This is a genomic window from Hydrogenophaga sp., from assembly GCF_041633695.1.
GTDB lineage: Bacteria > Pseudomonadota > Gammaproteobacteria > Burkholderiales > Burkholderiaceae_C > Hydrogenophaga.
Genome location: NZ_JBFJMY010000291.1, coordinates 1 through 5,344, shown reverse-complemented (window position 1 = coordinate 5,344; position 5,344 = coordinate 1). Strand labels below are relative to the sequence as shown.

At 66.0% G+C, this 5,344-nt stretch carries 1 protein-coding gene and 1 pseudogene; both read right to left on the bottom strand.

Going from position 1 to position 5,344, the window contains the following annotated elements; translation table 11 throughout:
• Positions 1–1,243: pseudogene (locus tag ABYB95_RS16235) on the bottom strand (DUF349 domain-containing protein); the annotation flags it as partial.
• 124 nt (positions 1,244–1,367) lie between these two features.
• A complete protein-coding gene (locus tag ABYB95_RS16230) occupies positions 1,368–5,066 on the bottom strand; it encodes a DUF748 domain-containing protein (protein WP_372659601.1) in 3,699 nt (1,232 codons plus the stop codon).
• Positions 5,067–5,344: the final 278 nt, after the last annotated feature.

Genomic DNA, 5,344 nt, shown 5'->3' with positions numbered 1-5,344 from the left:
TCCACAGCGCGTGGTTCGGCTGGCCGCCCTGGTCGGTGGTTTTCCATTGATCTCGCAAGCCACGCAGGGTTTCCTGCATCTTGCGCCCGCCCATGCGCTGCCCTTCGGGGGGCGCGAGCAAGGCCTCGGCCTTGGCAACCAGCTCTTCGCGCAACTGGTCGGCGCGCCATTTTTGCCAACCTTCGAGTTCGCCCGCCTGCCCCAGCGCGGCGTGGGCGCGGGCTTCCAGTTCCGGCCCGATCAAACGGCTGTGCGCCTTGAGCACGGCCCGCACGTCGGCTGCGGCCTTGGGCGTGGCCTTGCCGTGACCTTCGGCCAACTCGCGCTCGAGCACCACCAGGGCTTGATCCAGATCGGCCGCGACCTTGGCCCGCTTCTCCTGGCTGACCTTGGCCTGGTGAGCGGCTTTCTCGGCCGGTATGGCGGCTTCTTCGCCCCGCGCCAGACGCAGTTCGTCGGCCCACACCGGCACGGCCGGCAGGGGCGCCTGGGGATTGGCATCGGCGGCCACAGCTTGCTGCAGCGCCGCTTCAAACGCTTCCCAGACCAGTTGCAACTGGTTGCGCGAGCCGTCCAACATCGGCGGGAATTTGGGCTCCACACTCGGCCACAACGGTTCTTCGCTCAATTGGCCTGCTTGCTGCTGCCAATGGGCGACATCGGCACGCAACACTTCGGCGCTGCTTTGCGCTTCGCGCCAGGCTTTGGTCGACAAAACTTCGATGCGCTGGGCGATCAGCACGGCAGACTCGCGCTCCACCTGCACCCGGTGCTGCAAGTCTTCGATCGCTTTGATGCGCTCGCTCAGTTCCTGCTTCAAGGCCGCCAGCGGTTCGCGCGACAGCGGGGCACCAGCGCGCGCGGCGTCGCGCTGCCAGGCCATGGCGTCGGCCAGGTTCAGGCGCGAATGGTCGAGCAGCACACGGGCTTTTTGTGCCCATTCCGCTGCGATGTTCTCTTGCGCTTTCTGGCGCTTGAGTTCATCGAGCTTTTCCTTGAGCGGTTTGGCCGCGCCCCGGTCGCGGTGCGACAACTCTTTGAACACCTCGTTCATCAGCTCCAGCTCTGGCTCGGTCAGCAGCCACTCGCGGATGCGCGCGGCCCGCTCGCCCGAGGTGGGTGCAGAGAAGGCCCCGCCGGTCGGGGCGTCCAGTGGGTGGGGTGCGGCGGATTTGGGTGGTGGCGTGTTCACGACGGGTTCGGCGGTTGAGGACGTGGATTTGCGCAGGGAAAACAGCGACATACAAAAACAAATGGGCAGACAGCAGGCCGCGCCGGGATGACGCCGCTATCTCCATATTGTCGCCGTTGTTGAATGCCGCTGAACACCCCCCGTGCTTGTCCACTCTAGACAGGGCGCCCAGCCTTCAGCGCGGCGCCAGTTCCAGCGCCGCTTGCGGCTTCCAGGACCCACCCGCTGCCTTGAGCTGGGGAGCCCCCAGAAACATGCGCGCCTCGGGCAATTCGCGCTGGGCCATGTAATCTTTCACCGCCACCGCGCGCGCCACCGCCAGCTCGCGCATGGCGTCTTCTTCCGCCGGCACAGAGGCCAGTAGCAGGCTTTCCATTTCGGCCTGCGGAATGTCCTTGGCGATTCCAACGAAGTTGCGTGGCTTGGGCACGTCTGCCCGGCTATACACCGCCTTGAGCAAGGCCGGGTATTCGGCGGGGCTGACCGCCAGCGTCGCGCTCACCGCCTGGCCGGCGCGGACCTGCAGGCGGCGCTTCTCGGCCAGCACCCGCTCGTCCAGGCGGGCGCGCTGGTAAGCGCTGCGTTCCGCCTCCAGATCGCTGTGCCCGACCACCGTCAGCTGCAAAGCGGGCCGGTCGGCCAGCGCCTTGGCCACCAGATCCAGCCGCTTCTTGGCTTCGTCGTCCAGTTGCGCGCGGCCCGGGGCAAAAGCGACCTGGCTGAGTTCGTCGCCACCGCCACCCAGCGCGCTGGCCAACAGCGAAAAAGGCGCCGTCAAAGCCTTGCCGATCAGATTGAAGATGAGCCGAAAGATGACAGGGCCCAGACGGAACTGCGGATCGTTGATGGAACCACTCACCGGCAGGTTGATGTCGATCACGCCGTTGCGATCGGCCAGCAAAGCCACCGCCAGCTTGACCGGCAGATTGGGTGCCTCGCTGCCCGCCACCCGCTCGCCGAAACGCAACTGGTTCAGGATGATCTGGTTGCTGGCGCTGAGCTGGCCGTTCGGCTCAATGCGGTAAGACACGTCCACACTGAGCTTGCCGCGCTCCATGCCGTAACCGGCGTATTTGACGCTGTAGGGCGACAGCGGCGGCAACTCCAGATCGCGCACCTCGCCTTTGATGTCCAGCGCCAGCGGCTGGGCCAGCGGATTGAGCTTGCCCACGATCTCCAGCGAGGCCGTGCCCTCTGCCCGGCCGCGCAAGCGCAGGTCGGCCAGCTGTGGCGTGCCCCCGGTGGGCGTGCTGGCGTTGCTGAAGGCGCTCAAGGCTCCGGTGAGTTCGCTCAAGTTGGCCGAATAGTTGGGACGGATGAAGCGGTCTGAAAAATACACGCGACCATTGACCAGACTGACCGGCCCGAAACGGATGTCGGCGGGCGGACCTGCTGCTGGATCGGCGGCGGTGCTCGAAGCGACGACCGTACCGGTACCCGTGGCCGGCTCGCTTTTGACCAGCCCCTGCAAGTTGATGCGCCCAGTCTCGTCCACGATGATGCGGGCGAAATAGTCGCTCAACACGGTTTCTGCAACCTGCACTTGGGTGGCAGCACCCGGCTGCAGACCCACCCGCAAACCGCGCAGGCCGAGCGACTTCCAGGCCAGCAAGTCTTCGCTGGGTGAGCGCGTATTGGCGCGAAACTCGTCCAGCGCCAAATCGCCTTCCAGCTTCAGCGCCAAACCCTGCGGCGGCAAACCCACTTCCAGCGTGCCCTTGTAGCTGGCGTCGGCGCGCAGCAGTTCCATGTTCAGCTGGTCACCAAAATACGGCTCCAGCGCGTGCACCGGCAGGCTTTCGGCCTGCAGCTTGCCACGCACCAACAGCGACTCTTTGCCTGACGGCACGGGGGACGGCAGGCGCAGCGAGCCGGTGAAATCCAGGCGCCCAGGGTCTGCCTGGCTGGCCTGGCCCGCGCCCAGGCGCAGAGCCAACGACACCGGCATGGCCACCTGTTGCCCGTCCAACGGCCGCAGGTTCTGCAAGCGCAGCTTCAAAGCGCTGAACACCAGGTGCACCGGACGCGCAGGCAGCGCGTCCTTCCAGGTAACGGCGCCTGCTTCGATCTGCAGATCGGAAAGCAGCAGCTTCCAGGGCTCGGACGGGCTCTCGGACGCCGGGGTCGCGGCTGGTCGAGGTTGCGCCTGCGACGGCACCATCCACCGCTGTGCCATCCACTGCCCTTCGGCATCCCGCTCCAAGGGAATGATCGGGCGCGTCAACACCGTCTTTTCAATCGCCACGGTGCGCTGCACCAGATCCAAGGCCAGGTTTTCTATATGCAGCCGCTCCAGGCTCGCCAGTGGCTGTTTGGGCGTGCCCAGGCGCAAGGCGTTGAAGTCCACCTGTGGCGCGCGCAGCAGCAGCGACATGGGTGCTGTGCCTTGCGCGGCTTTCCATTCCAGCGCCGCGTCGCCCTGCACACGCCCGTCCAGGCCCGGCTTGAGCACCTGCGCCAGATAAGGCGCAAGCGCGCCCAGAGGAAATTCGCCCAGCGCCAGGGTGGCACTGGCCGCCACGTCGGTGGCGCTGCCCGACAAGCTCAAAGGCGTCTGGCCCAGCAACGCCGAAGCCTCGAAGGGCACCGGCGCTTGCATCGGCCAGCTCAGCCCGGTCATGCCCACCTGGAGTTCGCCCAGGGTCAGCTGAGCGCTCGGTTGAACGGCCGCGTCGGACCACAGCAGTTCGCCGCGCTCCAGCGCCACCCGCTCCACCGCCACCTGCCAGGCCGCATCGTCGCTCCGAGGCGCTGGGGCCTGGCCCACCTGCGCACCCGGCGCCGCCGGGCCGGGTGGGGTCGGCGCCAGGGCGCCGAAGCGCTCAACCAGGCGCTGTATGTTGGTCTGGCCAGCCGCATCGCGCGACAGCGACAAGCGCGGCGCCACCAGCTGTATCGAACGCAGATCGGCGCGCCGTTGAAAAATTTGCACCGCTTGTGCCTGCACCTCCAGGCGCTCAAACGACAGCCCATCGCGAACGGTGCCGTCTGCAGCCACCTCGTGCATGCGAAAGTCGCTCAGACCCACGGCACCCGACACCGAGACACGTGGCGCTTGCTGCCATTCGAATTGCAGCTTGAGCGCCAGATCCAGGACGCCGGCTTCCGGTCGCAGCGGCCACTGCGCCGGCCAATACGCCAGATAGGGTTGTAAATCGAGCGCCGGGATGCGGATGCTGGCTTCGGTCTCTCGGTTCTGGGCAAACGGGGTGCTGGCGGCCTGGCTGTCGAAGGCGCTGCCGTTCAGCACAAACGCCAGGCGCGGCTGGGTCACGACTTCGCGCCGCGAGTCCAAATTGCTCAGAAACGGCAGATCAAAGCTGAGCGCCCGGAGTTGGTGGACGTGGTTCACACGGTCGTCCACAAAATCCACCTCGCCGCCGCTCAGGTGTATGTTGAACAAGGCAAAGTGCGCAGACGAAGAGGCGTCTTCCTCACTGGGTTGATTCAAGCGTGCCAGCACATCATCCAGGTCGTACCGGCCTTCGCCCAGGTGCCGCACATACAAGCGGGGCCGTTCCACCTGGATCGCGTCCACCACGGGCGCCAGGCGCAGCAGCGACTGCAATTCTGCGTTGGCGTAGACGCGCCCGACCGAAAACTGCTCGCCCGTGCCCGCCGCGTCGGCCACCCGCAGCCCTTCCAAAGTGAGTTCCAGCGTCCAGGGCCGGAAATCCACTTTCTCGACCGTGACCGTCCTGCCCAGCAAGGCGCTGGCCTGTTTTTGCAACTGCCATTTCAGCAAGGGTGGCATCAACAGCCAAGCCAGCAACCACACGGCCAGCAAAGCCGCGACGGACCAGGTGAGGCGCCGCAACCAGAGGCGGCGAACGGTGTCGGCGGGTGGGTTGGGTGTGGGAGCTTGCGTGCGCATGGCGCCAGTGTCGCCGAACCGATCCGGTTTGGCAGCCGTCTTGGGAGCCCCAAAAAAGAAACCCCGGCGGGCTGAACCCTCCGGGGTTGACGGCGGGCAAATATGCACTTGCCGTCGGTTTGGCGGAGGGAGTTTGATGTCTCTCCAGCCTGGAAGCAAGAGATTGCTTCCGATGGGGCCGGAAGGTGGGTAAGCACCTCACCGACCAACATCTGTCGCAGGGACAGACAAGCGCAGATTAACCGCCTTGGGTTCTGGACTCAAGCGCTTTCTGGACG

Excerpts from the sequence above, each read along its gene's own strand:
- ABYB95_RS16230 (WP_372659601.1), bottom strand. The coding sequence starts at position 5,066 with ATGCGCACGCAAGCTCCCACACCCAACCCACCCGCCGACACCGTTCGC.